Genomic DNA, 17,712 nt, shown 5'->3' with positions numbered 1-17,712 from the left:
TGATTCAAATGTATAAATTTTGTGGCCGAGATCACCTACCATTTACGTAGTGGCCCGACCTCTCCCTCCTGCAGATTTGCTTCATTGGCCCATTCGCCGTATATTCATTCTAGATTTATTCGTTTATTGCGAATTACTTTCACTTCCTGACTGTTAAAAAATCATAATGACTACACATACTGGCGTGTTTTCTGAAGGTGACCTGGTAATATCGCCATTATTTGACGGTATTGCTAAAATTGTGAGTATTCTCTCTACTGAGCGTGCCGAGATTGCCTGGTTCTACTCTCCTTTAGAGGAGGAGATTAACCGTCAGGAGGTGGATATCCGCGCACTGACGGCAGCGACGCTCTATGAGGAAAGCACCGTTTATTTTCGCTCTCCTGATAGCGGCATCTGGTGCCGAGGCCGCTATGGCGGGCCCCGACCGGATAATAAGCACTTACTGATTATTCGCTCTGGCGATCACGCGGTCATTGATCTAGCAGAGATGTACTATCCCAACTATGGGCAGGGGCAGGCGATGAACCCGGCTCATTTTCTGGCGGCCCGTTCAAATGATGCTCCGTTTTTCTATCCACTACGTGAGCGGTTTGTCAGCGCGTGGATTAAGCAGCGTGCAGCATGCCGCTCTATGTCTTCATTAATCAGTAGTCGTGTCGAGGTAGAGCCTCATCAGATCGCTGTTGTACGCCGAATATTGCAGGACCAGAATCCCAAGTATTTATTGGCGGATGAAGTGGGGCTCGGCAAAACCATTGAAGCTGGGTTAGTCATTCGAGAACATATTCTGGAATGCAAAAGAGAAGCCCGCGTATTAGTGGTGGTGCCGCCGGTATTGCAAGGGCAATGGACGCAGGAACTGGTTGATCGCTTTGCACTACAGGAAGTAATGAGCGGAGGACGGAACAACCAGATCCGTCTGTGCTCTCCGGAAGAACTTTGTCAGCCAGAACTGATCGGCTGGAAGCCCACAATGGTGGTAATCGACGAGGCCCATCAATTAGCCCGGCAGGCATGGGTCGATGATGAAGACGAACAGGCACAATATGTCGCGATGACTGAGTTGTGCCATCAGGCACGCATTGTGTTGCTCCTGTCTGGCACGCCGATGCATGGTAGCGAGCGTCACTTTCTGGCTATGCTGCACTGCATAAACCCACAGGCGTGGCCACTTAATGCAGTGGGAATCGAAAAATTTATGCGCCGCGTGGTAGAGCGCGAGCGTCTTGGTGGAATTTACAGTTCCCTGACCCCTGAAACGCCAAATGGGGTACTGGAAGAGGTTGTCGAAGAGTTACGTCAGCTTTTTGCCGATGATGAGCAACTGCAGGCGCGGATTGATGTGCTGAGTCCTCTGGTCGACTTTTTTGCCCCTGATGAAAGCGAAGAGCGAACGGCGGCCATTCTGGCATTACGCCAGTGGATCGGCGAGCGCTACCGCCTTTTTCATCGCTTGCTACGTAACCGGCGTGAAGATCCCGCATTGGAATATCTCTTTCCTGGACTGGCTGGCCTGGAAAAATGTGTCTGGCCCGTCTCCTCGACCGAGATCACGCTGGATGAAACCTTTGATGCCTGGCGTGCCGCCGCCTTGCGCAATCCCGTGCAGCACAAACATCTGGATGCCACGACGCTTGATGAATGGGTCGACGCTCTGTTTCTCAACCCGCTGGTGATGTCCCGCCAGGCTAAAAATGCACTGGCAAACGGGACTGTCAGCGAAGAAGAGTCCAATTTTCTTGAGCAGATTATTGAAACGTCTCAGCAAGAGCAGAAAGCCAAAGATGCGGCGCTAATGAAGGCGCTGACTGGCTGGTTTGAAAAATATCCTGATGGCAAAGCGGTCATCTTTTGCGGTGAAAGCTCTGAAGCTGCCTTCCTGTCTACCAAACTGCAAATTCAGGCCCCCTGGGCGGTGGTTCGTCATTCGCCGGACCTGCGTAAGCAGAGCGAACTTCAGGATGACAGTTGGCAGGTACTGATCTGTGACAGACGCGGTGAAGACGGACTGAACCTGCACGGAAAAAATCGTCTTGCGGTCCACTATAGTCTGAGCCGCGACTTTAACCGTTTTGAACAGCGGTTGGGGCGCTTTAACCGCTATTCTGGAAATCTACGAGGCGTGAAGCCTGTGAAAAGCCTGATTTTGCTGCCGGAACGTGATGGGCTACGTGCGGACTGGGTGAAATTATTGGACGAAGGCACGGGGTTGTTTCATCGAAGCGTAGCCAGCCTGCAATTTGTTCTGTCTGAACAATTAGAGATGGTATGGCGTGATTACGCCGGGCAGGGGCTTGCCGTCTTCCATGAGGCGCAACAGCGCCTTTCGGGGGAAAACGGCTTTATCGCCCAAGAGCGTAAGCGCGTTCTGGCTCAGGAAAACTTGTTATCTATGGAGCAGGAGGTCATTGCTGCACGCGAGTTTTCTGAGCAACTGGCCGAATCTGAAGATAAGGCTGAAGCGCAGGCAAAAGATATGCTGACCTGGATGCGTAAGGCATTAGGGTTTAAGCGGGAGCAATATCCTGAAGGAGGATTTCGTCTGCGCTTCGAGCGTGGCGAATATCAACGGCAAACGCTGGTGGACGTAGGAACGTTTATTGATAATTGCCTGCTTGGTCTCGATTTTTCAGAAGGATACCCCCCTTCCACAGCGTTGATGAGTTTGTCTCGAACGGAAGCCGGTAACTACAAACACGTTTACCCCTTGCGCTATGGGCAGCCTTTCGCCGAAAACGTATGGCAACTGATGCAGAGCGATCCGCGAGGAGCCAGTATGGCGCTGCTTCGGGTTCTCTCCCCGGCTGTTTCGATGAAGCAACCGCGCACCTGGTTCCATTTCCAGTGGCTGAGTGAAGCTCAGGTTGAAGGTGAAAACCAGCTAGCCGCGCAGCGTCGTGGTGATGAGTGCTTCAGCCCGGAGGTTCACAATTTCTGGCTGGATGACGGTGGTAAAGAGGCGGATCCGCAGGTCGTTGTCTCCCTGCTGGATAAACCTTACGATGAAGAGGGCAACAGCTTGTTCCAAGATATCAATCTTCGGGAAGAGGTCTGGATGCGAATGCCGGATTGGTTTGAGCCGCATAACTGGAAAGAAACCGTACTCGCTGCTGAGGAGCAGGCCCGGCGAAACGTGGCTGCTCAATATGGAGATCGTCCCGTCCGCCATCAATTGCTTGCAATGAAGGCGATTATTCTGTGTACCCGCGACATGCTGTAATCGGAAGCAACCATGGAAAACCAGTGGCAACAACTTCGCGCGACTCTGAACGGAGAACACAGCGAACGCGACGGGCTGAGAGGGCAGTTTTTTAACCGCCTGCTTTACTGTCTGGATGATGTGCAGGCGGGAGAATGCGACCGCCTCCACGCATTTTATGATGCTCTGCAATGCGCGCGGGCATTTGGGTTGACGCCGTTAAGGCTGCCGTATCGACACATTATCGAAGGCGTAATGCTCCAGCATTTTGGTTTGAGACGGGATCGTGACTACCCAGGTGAACTGCTCCTGACGCGCGAAGCGGAAGAGATTGATTCCTCTCTCTTACTCGTCTGGAAAGGCGAGCAGCGCCGTTTTCTGGAAACCCCACCGCTGGATGTCCTTTTGCCCACTGTGCTCAACGATCTGTGTTATACGCACTACACATCAGCAGGGCAACAGCAGGCGGTACGCACGGTGTTGACCAGCGACAGAGATAAAACGCTGCTGGTGAATCTGCCCACCGGAGCCGGCAAAACTTTTGTGATTCACTCCCAGATGCTGACTTCACCGAGTAGGTTTCTGACGCTAGTGATTGTGCCAACCGTAGCGCTGGCAATTGAACAGGCTCTGCGAGCGCAAGAGGTGATGCAACAGGCCGGGCAGGATCACGGTGGCAGCTACGTCTGGCATAGCGGCCAGTCGATTGAAGAACAGAATATGATGAAATTGCGGCTGGGATCCGGCGAACAGCGAGCGTTATTTTGCTCTCCGGAAGCAGCGACAGGTGGGCTCTTGTTACAGCTGTTCTCGCTTGCGGAGCGCGGACTACTGGGCGCCGTGATTGTGGATGAAGCTCATCTTATCGATCAATGGGGGGCGGAGTTCCGTCCCGAGTTTCAGCTACTGGCACCCTTAGTGCGATCGTTGAAGGCTACCTCTTCAGACGGTGTCAAAGTGGTGCTGCTTTCTGCCACGTTTAGTCAAAGTACTCTGAATACGCTCAAAGCGCTCTTTGCCGGTAAACGACAGGCGTCAGTGATTGAAGTGAATGGCAGTTTTCTGCGTCCGGAACCCGTGTGGTATGTCAGCGAAGCTGCCAGTCACGAGGATTACCTTAAGCAGGTGGAAAACGCCATTGCTCGCTTGCCGGCGCCAATGATCCTCTACACTACCGAAGTCGAACAGGCTAAATTCTGGTACCAGTATCTACGTGAGCGTGGTTATCGGCGCTGTGGATTGTTCCATGGTGCAACGCCAATGCAGGAACGCGAAGGTCTTATCCACGCCTGGCGTAACGATGGGCTGGATATCATGGTGGCGACTTCGGCATTTGGCGTGGGGATGGATAAAAATAATGTCCGTTCCGTTCTGCATGTCGCAGTGCCAGAAAATTTTGATCGTCTCTACCAGGAGAGCGGTCGTGGCGGTCGTGATGGTAAAGCATCGGTCGCTCAAATTATTTTCCATCACAAACAACTACAGATCGCACGCAACATTAACCGAACCAAACTGATCGGGGCCAGCAAAGGATATTTGCGCTGGGCCAAGATGCACCAGTTGCGCGAGCAGCATCAGCCGGGTCAGTTCACTGTCCCACTACGCGCGAAGCATGCCGACATTCGCATGGATTCGCAGAGCAATGTGGACTGGAACCTGCGTACCTTACTGTTAATGCAGCGCGCCGGTTTTATCGATATCACCTATCCACCGCCGGATCTTAGCGCTATCGCTCCGGACGAGCGTGATGAGTCCAGGGCCCATGCGTGGTTTGACCATTATTTCAACCATATTCAGATTTCCGTGCTCCGTGACGGTCATATGGATGAAGCGCAGTGGCAGAAGGGGATTCAGGCACACCGTTCGCATGAACTGGCGATGCGTAAACAGGGATTTAGCGCCTTAGAAGAGTGGCTCAATGACCCCACAATCTCGCTGTGCCAGACGTTAGCACATTTTTATACTCTCGATGGTTTTGTACCGGAAATAGCCTGCGGCGGGTGTCCGGCCTGTCGGAGTAAAGGGTATCCTCCCTTTACTCCGACGCTCGGTCGTATAGCACACGTGACGGGCGAGACGGTGCGGAACGTCATGGGAAATGAGCAACGCGTTTATTTTTCTACGACGCTGACGAACCGGCTACTGCTGCGTCAGTGGAGTGACTGGATTGCCCGACTGCTGGCCAATCGTCAGATTCAGGCTATCCGCGCCAGCCAGAGCGTGCTCGCCCGGCTTGGTGAGGTCCTGCCCGCAGGTTTGCCTTTCTGGTGTTCACTTGCTGTTGATGAAGAAAACACCTGCTGGGATGAACTGGTGCTGGTGTTGCCCGGCGAAACGATGCCTGAACTGGACATCTTCGCCAGCATCAATCGCATTATTGTTGCACCGGAACGTTTACAAGAACCGGGCTACCGTGGGCGTCGCTGGTGGGATGTTGATACCGGTGCAGTGGCATTAGAACAATTTCAGAGGAATATCAGCTAGTGGCAATTACCAATAACGCTGCCGCAGGGAGCCAAATCCGTCTGCTCTGCATGATCGATCGGGTGCTGAATCGGCGACTTGGACAGACCATCCCGATGGCAGATTTGATTGAATTATTGCGCCCGGAGATGCTGCCCGTCAGCGACGGAGCGAGAAAACGCCTGCCTGCCGAAGTCTCTTTCTGGGCAAAAGAAGGGTTATGGAAAAATGAGAGTGTTGGCCTCAGTCAACAGTCGCCACTTTCCAGCGAACATAACCTGCCCGCACGAGTTTTGCGTACGCTAATTTACAGTGAGAAAACGACGCCGCTGTTGACCGGAACGCGCGGTCAGCCCTTGCTAATATGCGTAACCTCCATGCTGGCACAGGACAAATATACGATCCGCGGAAACACGCCGCTGACAAAAGAGGCGGTGCCGATGGCTGTTGGCCCGATGATTAACAATAAATTAGCCGGTGAGGGGCGACGTAACCTCAACTTCTCTAACGAAGCGGAGCCCTTCCTCGATTACGCATATTTCCTCGGTTTTACAGAACCTTTTCTGAATGGCTGGGTGATGGATCCTACCCGCGCCATTGAAGGGGTTTTGGATAACCTTTCACTTACCGCCGCGATGCCAATCCAGGAATTCCTCAGCCAACTGGCGGAGTTTCTGCCAATGCTGGATGGAGGAGCCTACCGTCAGCAGGTCGAACCGATGATCTCCGCTGACAACTGGCAACCTCTGGAGAAACATATGATCAGCGCCGCATTGAGCCAGGCGCTGCTCCGGCTTGAACTGACAATGCAGTTGGTTTTCGCAACTCGTTCCGATGACCCTGACGCCATGGTCCTGCAAGCTCCGGATGGCAGTCTGCGTCGTATCAGTACCGTGAGTCCAGGGGAGGCAAGAAAATGAGAATGATCGATTACTGGCCTTCCCTGCAAAACATCAATGAATGTATTCGCACCGAGGCGGAAGAGTTGGCGGAGTACACCTTACTGGCAGTGCATCAGTCGGTGGATTTGCTGCGTCTCGATAAAGACGGCAACAACTTAGGACATGCTAAAGAAGAGGATTTGCTCAATCACTTTCTGGAAACGCCACGCCCAATTCCGATTGTGGGCAAGGCCGGAGTGGGTAAATCGCACATTATCCGCTGGCTGGATGCGAAACTGCGGTTGCGTCAGGAGTACAAAGACAAGAAGTGGCATATTGTCCGTATTCCAAAAAGTGCCAGCTTGCGTGAAGTTCTTACCTCTATGCTGGCGGGCCTGGAGGGTGAGATCTTTGACGAAGCGCGGGAAGACATCAATAAGGTGTCGGAAAAACGTACGCCTCGCGAGATCGCTGAATGGCTGCTGATGCTGATGGGGCAAGAGCTGCGCAACCTTCATGAACGTAACAAGCAGGATATGGAAGCGCTGAAAAAACAGATGGCGGGAAGTACGCCTGAGCAGTTAAAAGCTATCAAACCACAGGCGACTCGGCTACAGAAAATCCACGTCCACGCTGAAGAAAATGCATTACCAACGCTGATTAACGATGCCTACTTCAAGAAGTTTTTGTTGAAAGAAGAGCATTGTCTCTATCGGTTTGCCAACCGTCTGACCAACGGTACAACCAGCAGCGATCTCGACGAAGGGGAACAGCAACTCCAGGCCAAAGATCTTGATTTCAGTTTTAATATTAACGATCTCAGTCTGCCAGCGCGTCAGTATATTCAGAAAAGCCGCCTGAATACGCATGAGGATGGGCGCAAAGATGCCTCGGAGATCCTCAACCTAGTGCTAGTTAAAGCGACGCAGGCGCTGTTTAACCAACTCTTCAACTTCCGTGGCCGCAGTTTCTCCGACCTGTTTACTCAGATCCGTCAGGCGCTACATGAAAAGCAGATGACGCTGATGGTGCTGGTAGAGGATATGTCGCTTATCACCGCGATCGAGGATGTGCTGATCGACAGCCTAGAGAGGGAAGGGATCCGCGACGGGAAAGAAGTGCTATGCCCGGTGTGTTCGGCTATTGCTGTTACTGACGGTTATCAGGGGTATGCCCGCCGTCGTCAGGGGATGCTAGATCGCGCGAAGGGTGAATGGGTGATCGAAGAGGTAGGGAACGAGCGCGAAGAGACGCGATTGCGTATCGTCGATTTTTGTGGTCGATACATCAACGCGGCCCGCTTTGGGGGTGAAGCCTTACGCCAGCGCTGGGAGCAATCTGCCGATAAATCACACTGGCCGCCTGACTGGGAAGCCAGCGCAAACGGCGACGAAATGGCTGAAGTGTTTGGTCGCAGCGAGCAAGGATTTTCGCTGTTTCCCTTCAACACAAACGCCATCCATGCATTGGCAGAGGCATTCTGCCGCGACGATCGCAAAGAATTAAAATTCAATCCACGTCAGATCATCAACCAGATTCTGTTGCGTGTACTGCAGCACTGTCGCCGTGATGCCGATGAGGGACGTTTTCCGCCACCGCATCTTGGCGATTTTGCGGCGCCGGCAGGGCTTCGAAGCTGGCTGTTCCGTCAAGGCTTCGCCGACACCGAGCGTGCTGAATCCGTGGTTGCTCTGTGGGGCTATCCCGCCGATTCCGATGGCACTCTGGCCAGCACTCTGCCGCCTGATGTTGCCCGTAGCTTCGATCTGGACGATCTGGCGCAGGTGCTGGAAAACACAAAAAGTGCCCCGGTCCATATTCAACCGGTGGTACCAACGCGGGTGACCAAAGTTGAGGCGCAGGTTAAAAAAACTGTTAAGCCAGAACCCACGACAGTCAAACCCAAAGTGAAAGAAAATAAAGATACGCTGGCTATCCGAGCGCTGGATGCGGCGGTGGGTGACTGGATGCTAAAAGGCGCGACGCTTGAGATCGATCCCGCGCGTTATATCAAAAGCTCCCTGGCCTTCTTCTTTGATAAGCGCGTTGTGGCGGAATGGGCGGGCAGCACCTATCGGCCAACACTTTGGTTAGGTAAATCCAACTTTGTCGCCGTTGAGTTACCTAATGCACAGGGTAACCGTGGCGTGCATGTGGTGAAATTTATTCCTCAGGCCGAATACGATAAGCGATCGGTGCAACTAACGGATGCCGCGATGGCGCTGGCGCGGTTTGGCTACTACAGAGAAAACTCCGTACCTAAAACCGAGGACTGGAGCTACACAGAGGGCAAAACGGATTACCTGATTATTCAGAGCTTCTGCGATCGCTGGGTCAACTATGCGCTGACAGAACTCGTTAAGCATAAGCGCAACGATTTGCCGCTGCTGCTCAGCGAGCAGATTGCGCTGGCCGATGTGCTGGGTGCCATTAAAGCAGCGGATGGTTCGAAAGAGGTGCTTGCGCGGCTGCTGCAAAACAGCAAAACGCTTTCTGTGCAGTTTCGTTCCGGGATCACGAAGGCAATCACCGAACTGCGGGCAGAGGCATTAGCGAAGTGGGATGATGCCAAGGACGCATGGCTCAGCCTAGTGGCGCTGAACGATCATGCGCTGGAAGGCGATCTCCTGCTGAGTGAGATACAAAAGGCATTGAAGAAACGCTCAAAAAATACACATGCCGCCGTGGTGAAAAAGTCGCTCAGTGAAATCCGCCCTGAACTGGATACTGCTGCTCTGTTTGCAGACTGTGAAAATGCGGATGATTTTTCCGAATTCGTCACCGACCTGGCTAAGTTAGTAAAATCCCTTGGGGACAGCGGCGATTATCCTGCGGATATATCACCGGACAGCAGCACGCTGACGGATTCACTGAATGCGCTAACGGAGGGGGGCGTCTGGATGACGATCCTCAAATTGCGAGGTATTAATCAATCTGAAGATCCGCTGCGTCAATGGCAGTTACTTTGCGAACTGGATGGTGTTTTAACTAACCGGCTTATGATGACAATGCAAAGCTGGCAGCAGGTCCACAAACGGGTACTGGCGAATATTACCGCCTACAACCATTCACACGGTGGGCAGCAGATCAGCGAATTTCGCACGCAGATTGAAAGCACGTTGCAGGAACTTCATCAGGTCCTCGACGCCATGCAGTCCGTCGCAGGGGAACAGAATGACAACGCTTAAGACCCAACTTACGCAACTGCGGGAGCAGTATCAGATAAAACAGCAGGTTCAGTCGCTAGAAGAGGTCTACGATCGGTACCGTACCATTCGTGACGGCCTGCTGGATGTTGCCGAACCGCTGCAAAAAGCCCAAAAGCAACTTGAGGTGATCGGCACGCTACCGGAACCACACTCCACTATCGATTTTTCGCAGGAGGCGGCGCTTTTCGGCGGTGCCAAAACGCAGTTGGATGCGCTGACGGCACGCTTCAAAGAAAGTGGCGATAAAACTGAGCAGAGCGGGTTTTGGGAAACTGTACGGGTTCTGAAGAGCGTAAATGAAATTATTGATGATAAGGTGGATGCAACCTGGAAAGCGTTTGTTGCCTATCTTGAAGCGCGCGCAACGCTGGATTCCGTCTTTCTGGAACAACAGCGAACGCTGGGGAATGTGTTGGTGTATGACGGTTATCGCAAAGCGCGCGATAGTTTTAATCGACAGAAGTTAAGCGGCCCAGACAGCCTGTCGGTGGTAAAAAACCTGCAGAAGTATAGCGATGAGATGGTCGCGCTTAAACGTTCAATGGACCCGGATGCACCAGACGATGTTCTGCGCTTTTTTGAGGCGCTGGACAGACATAATCATGCCTCGCTTACGCTGCTGGCGCCGGGCGTGATTGCCTGGTTGGAAGAAAAAGGTATGCTGTCAGCGTTTAACGTTACACGTAAGAGAATGATTTAATGAAGGGAATCGAGCTTTCACTTTTGCAACGCGTGCTGGATGCGCTGGAAGAACAAGAAAATGCGCTTTTGGTATGGGGCGACACTGGCGGTTTTTTTAATCTGGATGAACTGTTAAGCGTTATTGGACGGGTGTTACCTGAAGAAGATGCCGAAATGGTTCTGGATGAGATGCTCGACGGCGGTATGTTAATTCAGGTACCGCATCTCGACGGCCCGCCTGTCTGGCGAACTCGTATGGGTGAAACCGTCCATTTACTTCGCAACCTGCGGCAGTGGATGTTTAATAAAAGTCTGGATGAAAGTAAGACACTGGTCTCTGACTACCGTTTTATTCGCCGGCCGCGCAGCTATCCTGAGCGGAAAGCTGAACCGAACTCCCTTATTTCTGATTGGAAAACACGCCTGAAATTAAGCGATCGGGCTTGTGACATTATGCACCAGATGCTGGCGTCAGATTTCCGCCTGGCGGGCTTTCAGGAACGATCCACTGAGCGCATTCTCCAGTACTGGCAGACGCATCGGATTCGATGCGATGCCGCTAGCGGAACCATCGTTTGTGCTGGAACCGGCAGCGGTAAAACGTTGTCATTTTATCTACCGGCGCTAACCCGTCTTGCGGAGGAGATTTGCGCTAATCCTGAGTGTAAGGTTCGCATTCTCGCCATTTATCCGCGAAAAGAGTTGCTCAAAGATCAGTTTGCGGAGACGTTTTCTCAATGCCGCAAACTAGACGACTATATGCTAAAAGCGGCCGGGCGAAAAATTCGCATTGGTGCCTTTTTTGGAGACACGCCAACAATGGCGGCATGGTCTAAGAAAGACATCAAAGGTCGACCTGGACTGCCGTTCGGCTTAATGAAGTGCCAACATCCCCTTTCGACAAACCCAAAGCAGATCTGCGGGGGCGCGCTGATCTGGCGGCGTGAGGATATTTATGCCGATCGAGAAGTCCTGACCTGCACTCAGTGCCAGCATCAACTGGATCAGCGCGAAATTCTGATCACGCGTAATACGCAACAGCAGCGCGGAAATGCGCCGGATATTCTGTTTACCACCACCGAAATGCTGAACCTACAGATGAACTCCAACTGGACCAATCACCTGTTTGGGGTGGGGGAAGGGAATGGGCCAACGCTGGTGCTGCTTGATGAAGTCCATACCTACAGCGGCACCACTGGTGCGCAGACGGCACTATTGCTTCGTCGCTGGATGCAACGTACCGACTGCCTGCCGCATTTCGTGGGATTATCGGCAACGCTGGCTGATGCCCAGCACTTTTTTGCTAGGCTGGTGGGCGCTCCCGATGAGAACGTGGCGCTTATTAAGCCTAAAACCGAAGAGATGATTGAGGAGGGCGCTGAGTACCTGTTAGCGCTGCGTGGCGATCCTGTGTCTGAAACTGCGTTGCTTTCTACCACCATCCAGACCAGCATGCTGATGGCGCGTATGCTGGACAGCAAGGCAGGCAAGTCAAAAGGGACATGGGGTAAGAAGACATTCATTTTTACGGACACCCTCGACGGTAACAACCGCCTTTACCACGATCTCAACGATGCCGAGGGCTGGAAAACCAGTCCGCAACCGCCGCGAATTTATCGCTCCCCGCTGGCGGTACTACGTACCCCATACGGTTCACCTGATGACACCGATCCTAAACGCAGCGAGCGGCGTAAAACTGAGTTGGGCCAGAACTGGAAAGCAGCCATGGAAATCGGCCACGATCTCTCGGAAAACAAAGTTGTCTCCCGCACCTCAAGTCAGGATGCGGGCGTGGATGCTCTGGCCGATATTGTGGTCGCTACCTCTTCTCTGGAAGTGGGCTATAACGATCCTCAGGTGGGAGCAGTTCTGCAGCATAAAGCACCCAATGATGTGGCTTCATACCTTCAGCGTAAAGGTCGCGCCGGGCGTCCACGAGGCATGCGCCCCTGGATGCTAGTCGTGCTGTCAGAATTTGGCCGTGACCGCGTTGCGTTCCAGCGCTATGAAGGGCTAATGAGCCCTGAAATCAAGCGTCAGGGACTACCGTTGCGTAATCAGCACGTGCAAAAAATGCAGGCCGCGATGGCGACGCTCGACTGGCTCAGCAAAGTGGGCGAGTTCAAAGATCTCTGGGGTATGTTAAAGAAACCCAACCGCACCAAGGAGAATTTTGCGCCACTCAGCAAGATGATTGAGGATGTGCTGGATGGCGGTAGACGGTTGCATGAACTGTCCCGCTATCTTGAAGATGCGTTACACCTCCCTGACAGCGACATTCAGAAGATCCTCTGGAGTCCGCCACGTTCCATTATGTTTGAGTTTCTGCCAAGCATCCTGAGAAGCATCAGAACGCATTGGGCGGTTAATGGGGTGGCGTGGGCTGGCCTGCGATCAGTTGTGCAGGATGGTGAAGACGAGCAATCCAGAAGCAGTTCTCCAGCCCCGGAATATATTCCGCAAAACCTGTTCAGTGAGCTGAATCTACCCGAGCTTGATATCCGCTTAAGACGCGGTTACGACGATGAAGAGAAGTGGGAAACGCTCTCCTTCTGGCAAGGACTGCGTGAGTTTGCGCCTGGGCGATTGTCTAAACGCTACGCGATTAAATCGAGCAAAAGCACAGACTGGCTTGTACCAGAAAATTATGTGCCTGTCGCCGGTGAAGAGTTGCAATCTATTGATTTCCCTGTGCGCGAAGCATTTGGCGAAGGGGTGCAAATAGAATATGAAGTTGAGCATCTCGGCGGCATGATCAAGGTAGTTAAACCCTCTCAGGTCATGACAACCCGCGCCGATGTTCGCCAGATGGCGGATAAAAGTAATGCGCAATTGCAGTGGTGTCTTAGCCTGATCAATCCTGGCATTGCCGCGCCGGATGAGGTACCGAAGGGGGTGTGGAAATCTACGCTGCGTGATATTACTTTTTACAACCATCAGCATATGACCCCGCTGGAGTTGATCCGTTTCTCAACTGGATCGCAGGCCTCTCTCCGGTTCAAGAATAAAGGTCGGGCCCACGTCGCTTTTTCCTGGGTCCATGAAGACGAAAATGTTGGGGTCGGGAGTCGTCAGTGGGTTGATGCAATGCGCCTTCGCTTCACACTTTCGAACGATCGCGTGCAAAACCTGTTGCATCAGGAAGCGATCCAACGAGGTATGCGCCCTGTTTACTTCCAGCATTTGGTCAAACAGTTACCTGAATTTGAGTTCGACAGTTTTAAAGCCGACTGGGCTATTGAGTGCTTTATGGCTCTGCTGGCAGAAACGTTCGCGACGGGAAAATACTCGTCAACCGAGGCGGCATTACAAAGCATGGCGTCGGCGAAGGGGATGGAAAGGCTGGCGGCTATTCCCGCGAGCTTATTCCAACCGGATACGGACAACGACGCTGAGAGCGAACAATTGCTGCAAATTAGCCTGCGGGAACTCCTAGGTCGTCCAGAGATCCAGCAGTCGTTGCTGAACTGTGCTCAGGCATTATTCAAGCCACTGGCTGAAATCGACGGTTTTATCGAGTGGGCGCAACAGATACTTGCGGACACACTGGCCGCTGGCGTGCAGCAAACGTTAAGCACGCTGCTGCCGGATGTGGACGATAGGGCGGTTGTTACCGACTCATTCTGGATGAAAGATCCGGTTAAAGGCAGCGAATGGCTCGAGATTTGGCTGTGCGAAATGGAATCTGGCGGCAGCGGGATCCTGATTCGGCTGCAGCAGAAATGGGCTGAAGATCCAGTAACATTCCTGAATGTGCTGGTGCGCAATCTTTCAGCAAGTGATTACGAGCAGATCGATTACGATTTGTACATGGTGCTGCAATTGCTGACAACGGATGATGCACTTTGCCAGGCGATGGCTGCGGTTCGTGAGGCGAGCAATATGGATGCCAGACGTAAGGCGAATAAAAATCTCCATCTGCAGCTTTCTCTACACGGTTTGCGGCTTTCCCACAGTTTCACGACGGTTCTTTATTCACGGATCCTGCGCGCCGGTAGCAGTGAGGTCACCGACATGCAGCTTTATCAACTGCTTACGGACTGGATATCACTAGAAGCGAATTCGGGCATTGAATTCACTTTGAATACGGTTGCGCACGCGTTGGCAGTCAAAACCCTCGGTGAAGTTAACGATGCGTCGATGGTGTTCAACGCGCAGTGTCGAAACCAGAATTTGCTTTGGCCTCGTGGTTACACGATCCGTCAGGCTGAGCTCAGTTTTTACAACATGTTCTGCTCACGCAGAGTCATGACAGAACGTCTGTTAGCTGGCGCGTTGTTCAGCGAACATATTGATCAAATCCCTCTTGATCACTCCGACTGGCTAACGCACGTGCACGGCGCTTTGTGTAAAGGTGGGCGTGCGGAGCTTATTCTGCCGCGTGAACAGCTTAATCGTTTACATGAGGCGATCCTTACTATGCAGATTGTCCCGGTCGACTATCTTGGCCTGTTGCTTTATCCGCGCCTGGGTGAGCTTCGCCGCGAACAAGATAAGCTGATTTTACGTATTGAACTGGCTGAGGTGGCATAGTGATCGATCAGGCAAAACAGCGGCAGATTTTTTTGCACGGCTCTGCCGGACAACGCCAGTTGAGGGAAGTTCTGAGCGCCCAACTTGTCGCGCTGATTATGCAACCTGAACCAATCTGGTTGGTGTCCCCCTGGGTGAGTAATTTTAGGCTGCTGGACAACCGTTCCGGTAACTGGGACAGCATCGAACCAGCCTGGGGAGGACGGGAGGTCGATTTCATCGAACTGCTGGTCTGCGCAGTGAACAACGGCGCGTCGCTCTCGTTGGTCACCCGAGATCAACCGCTCAACCGTGACTTTGTGACGGCGCTGAAGAAACGATTAAACAATCATGCGGATTTTCGCCAGGAATGGCGTAATCAACTGCACACGAAAGGGCTGCTGACCCCCCATTTCTTCCTCAGGGGCTCGATGAACTTTACCTGGAGCGGTGTTAACCGGAACGAAGAGTTTGTCGAATTGAGCAGCGATCCGCATGCAATCGGCGAAGCGTTGGCTGCGTTCGAGAGCCAGTATCACTTTGGCCAACCACAGGGTGCTTTCTGATGTACGCAGAATGGCTGGATAAATTTTACGCCGATGATAAACATCTGCAGTATGACAAGGCGATAGCTGGTGGTTACAGCATTCCGCAAATGAACACGCTGATTCAGCAGGCGGGAGCTAAGGCCTTGCCTTGTATCCTCCCCTCGACCCGAAGAGGGAGGTGGGTGTTATACGCGCTGGCACAAAATGAACGCAGTCTGGATGAGCTTCGCCGTATTTTGACGGCGGCATTAGGGTCAGCGGATACCAGTGCCGATATCAGCACATTCTATGATTCTGATGATGCCGGGGAAAAAATCCTTCTGGAGAAATCTCCGGGCGGCGTTCTGGCACTGACTTTTTTGCCGCTACCAAACGGTGACAAGGATCGGGTCGATGAGTGGCGTAAGGCAAGAATGCAACGGGTCTACGCTATGCTGCAGACGGTGATGGATCTTTATCGTCGTCGGCCGTTGTTCACTTCGCTGGTCAAAAGACCGACTGGACGTATTCTCAGGGATTTCTATACGGCCTGCCACGCACAGGACGGTAAAAAGGCTGAGTATTATCTTGAGGAGTTACGCGGCAACCAAGCGCTGTCTCCACTCAACCTCCTCTTCTTGGAACTGTTGTCAATGGCGGCCTCTTCGAACTGGGACGCTATCTTAAGCCATCCAAGGTTAGAGGCTTTGCTACGGGGTCGGGTGCCAGAACGAATCCAACGGCTATTGTTGCGATCGACGGGGCATTTCAGGATAAATGCTATTCAGGATGCGCAATTTCCGTCAGATACCCGAGAGGACGCGAGAAGGCTGGTTCTCGATTTAATCCCACTCTACAAAGTGACGCCGCGTTTTACCCACCACGCCAGTTTTTTGCCCGATTGGCAACTCTGGGCAATCGGGGCGGCGTTGCTGGGTATTGATGGATGGCAAACAGCAACGCCGCTCCTGCAGCCCGAATGGACTCAACAAGTTGAGCGGTGGGTTACCGGGCAAAGTTCACTCCCGTTAACGGCAGAAGTGGCCGAAAAAGCGCTCATTCAGGCACCCGTTATCACCGTACTCAGCTTTGATGACGCCAAGGAATTGCTCATCGAAGTCATCACCGCCGATCTTGAGCGCGAGAGCGAGATCTTCGCACAGTTGGCAGCAATGCCAGAGATAACGCGGCAAGAAATAGAAAGAATACCTAAGCTTTGGGATATTTGGCTGGGTCTGGAAAAACGCTGTGAGACCCATGATTATGGCTGGAACCACTGGCTGTCTGATTTACAGTTGGCGACTGAACCCGAGCGCTTTGAATCATTGCGCCAGTCCGCTGTTATGCATTGTATGGACTGGCTGCCAACAACGTTTAGCAGTACACAGTGGCAGACGCTGTTAGGGCAACATTCTCACTCTCAGTCCGGAATGGTATTGCGCGATATTTTGCCAAACTTGCTGAGCTGGCTCCAGGAATACGATGTTCAGGTTTCTGCTTCATTGTGGCCAGACTGGCTAATGTTGTTCGTTGTGGAAGATATTCGCTCGGAAGAGGATGTGCGTCTGGCAGGGATGATTCTGGATAAGTTTCTTTCTGGCCGCTTTACCCGCGAGGAATATACTACAGCCCTCGAAGCAATAGAGCTTGTCAGCAAGGCGAACATCTCTGTACGGACACTGGGGTATTTGCTTGATATATCCGAACTTCTCTACGACAAGGTCACCGGTGATGATGCCGCCCGGTTGGGTTTCTGGATCAAAGTACAGGAGATGTTAAACGAGCGCTGGGAGAGACTGGATGACAGCATGCAGTTTTCTGCACGGATGGTGGAAAAACTGTACCTCGGAGCTCATGCCGGGCGTGCTTTCCCAGGCCAGACCAGCACATCGGACGTTGCTTCCCCGCAGCAAAGGGATCTCAAGGGGAAAACACTGCTAATTTACAGCCTGATGGAAGGTGCCGCCCGACGGGGCAAAGATGCTCTGTGTCATCTATATCCCGGTCTGGATGTCGAATTAAACCATGATCATGTCTCGACACCTGCACTCCTCAATCTTGTTGATAAGGCCGACTATATCATTTTCGCCACTGGCAGCTCTAAGCATCAAGCCTTTTACGCCGTGACGGATCGCCGTCGGGATATTATTTATCCTACAGGGAAAGGGGCGTCCAGTATGGTTGCCGCTTTTAAAGAGGCGTTGGAGTAAATAGATAAGGAATAGCTTCTGCTATTC

At 52.6% G+C, this 17,712-nt stretch carries 8 protein-coding genes; all 8 read left to right on the top strand.

Annotated features, from left to right (window positions below; all coding sequences use genetic code 11):
- The first annotated feature begins 166 nt into the window (after positions 1-166).
- Genes dpdE through dpdD form a run of 8 tightly spaced genes read left to right on the top strand, consistent with a single transcriptional unit; the run spans position 167 to position 17,685 of the window.
- The gene (dpdE, locus tag GVJ63_RS08170; protein ID WP_159226692.1) at positions 167-3,223 is read left to right on the top strand and encodes a protein DpdE; all 3,057 of its coding nucleotides are present in this window, start codon (positions 167-169) and stop codon (positions 3,221-3,223) included.
- A 12-nt stretch (positions 3,224-3,235) separates the two neighbouring features.
- Positions 3,236-5,686, top strand: a complete 2,451-nt coding sequence (dpdF, locus tag GVJ63_RS08165; RefSeq protein ID WP_159226691.1) for a protein DpdF — start codon at positions 3,236-3,238, stop codon at positions 5,684-5,686.
- On the top strand, positions 5,686-6,585 hold the full coding sequence (dpdG, locus tag GVJ63_RS08160) for a protein DpdG (RefSeq protein WP_159226690.1): 900 nt from the start codon (positions 5,686-5,688) through the stop codon (positions 6,583-6,585). Before dpdF ends, dpdG begins: the two co-directional genes overlap by 1 nt.
- Before the next feature lie 2 nt (positions 6,586-6,587).
- Positions 6,588-9,734 carry a protein DpdH gene (dpdH, locus tag GVJ63_RS08155; RefSeq protein WP_159226746.1) on the top strand — a complete coding sequence of 1,049 codons (3,147 nt, stop codon included), beginning with the start codon at positions 6,588-6,590 and terminating at the stop codon, positions 9,732-9,734.
- On the top strand, positions 9,721-10,455 hold the full coding sequence (dpdI, locus tag GVJ63_RS08150) for a protein DpdI (RefSeq protein ID WP_028715998.1): 735 nt from the start codon (positions 9,721-9,723) through the stop codon (positions 10,453-10,455). The genes dpdH and dpdI overlap by 14 nt, the downstream gene beginning before the upstream one ends.
- Positions 10,455-14,969 carry a protein DpdJ gene (gene dpdJ, locus GVJ63_RS08145; protein ID WP_159226689.1) on the top strand — a complete coding sequence of 1,505 codons (4,515 nt, stop codon included), beginning with the start codon at positions 10,455-10,457 and terminating at the stop codon, positions 14,967-14,969. The genes dpdI and dpdJ overlap by 1 nt, the downstream gene beginning before the upstream one ends.
- Positions 14,969-15,514, top strand: a complete 546-nt coding sequence (dpdK, locus tag GVJ63_RS08140) for a phospholipase D-like domain-containing protein DpdK (RefSeq protein ID WP_159226688.1) — start codon at positions 14,969-14,971, stop codon at positions 15,512-15,514. Before dpdJ ends, dpdK begins: the two co-directional genes overlap by 1 nt.
- Positions 15,514-17,685, top strand: coding sequence for a protein DpdD (gene dpdD, locus GVJ63_RS08135; RefSeq protein ID WP_159226687.1), 2,172 nt, complete (start codon positions 15,514-15,516; stop codon positions 17,683-17,685). Before dpdK ends, dpdD begins: the two co-directional genes overlap by 1 nt.
- Positions 17,686-17,712: the final 27 nt, after the last annotated feature.

The organism is Pantoea sp. 18059, assembly GCF_902706165.1.
GTDB lineage: Bacteria > Pseudomonadota > Gammaproteobacteria > Enterobacterales > Enterobacteriaceae > Pantoea > Pantoea agglomerans.
The sequence above is the reverse complement of the archived record's forward strand: the minus strand, read 5'-3'. Positions and strand labels throughout refer to the sequence as shown.